This is a genomic window from Vibrio sp. D173a, from assembly GCF_030248475.1.
On the sequence record NZ_JAHGAH010001302.1, the window covers coordinates 1 to 842 of the forward strand.

Below are 842 nucleotides of genomic sequence, written 5' to 3' on the forward strand. Positions count from 1 at the left end.
AAGTGATTCGCCCTTCGGTTGTTGTTCCAGAAAGTAAGCGTGTTGACCGCCTACTCAAGGAGTTCCGTGAAGAGCGTTACCACATGTCTATCGTTGTCGATGAGTTCGGCGGTGTATCTGGTCTCGTAACCATTGAAGATATCCTCGAAGAAATCGTTGGTGAAATTGAAGACGAATTCGACGATGAAGAAGAGTTAGACATTCGTAAGCTGAGCAAGCATACCTTCTCAGTAAAAGCTTTAACCACTATTGAAGAGTTCAATGATACATTTGGAACCAGCTTTAGTGACGACGAAGTGGATACTGTTGGTGGTATGGTGATGACAGCCTTTGGGCACCTGCCGACTCGCGGTGAAATTGTAGAAATTGAAAACTACCATTTCAAAGTGACCTCTGCAGATAACCGCCGTGTGATTCAATTACAGGTGACTATCCCAGACGAGCAACCTCTTCCAACTATCGAAGAATAACAACTTCTCTCTAAAGAGATGACATAATTTAGATGACTAAACCATTTATTCATCGCCTACTACGGCCGCTTGCGGCCGTTTTTGTTGGCGCTATCACAACCCTCGCGTTCGCTCCCTACTCCTTCTGGCCTATCGCCATTCTCAGCCCAGCTATTCTGTTAATCCTATTGCACAAACAAAGTACCAAAAGTGCACTGTGGACAGGTTACGCGTGGGGCTTTGGACAGTTTGCTACTGGCATCAGTTGGGTCTACGTCAGTATTGACGGCTTCGGAGGCATGCCACTAGCCGCAAACCTATTCCTAATGGGCTTGCTTATTGGATACCTCGCCATTTATACGGGTCTATTCGCGTGGGCACTCCACCGCTTCT

1 protein-coding gene and 1 pseudogene are annotated in these 842 nt (G+C 46.7%); both read left to right on the forward strand.

All coding sequences use genetic code 11. The features are described from left to right. On the forward strand, nucleotides 1–470 hold a 470-nt coding region (locus KIV40_RS32980; protein WP_285353590.1), incomplete at its 5' end, for a transporter associated domain-containing protein. A 32-nt stretch (nucleotides 471–502) separates the two neighbouring features. Further along, nucleotides 503–842: pseudogene (lnt, locus tag KIV40_RS32985) on the forward strand (apolipoprotein N-acyltransferase); the annotation flags it as partial.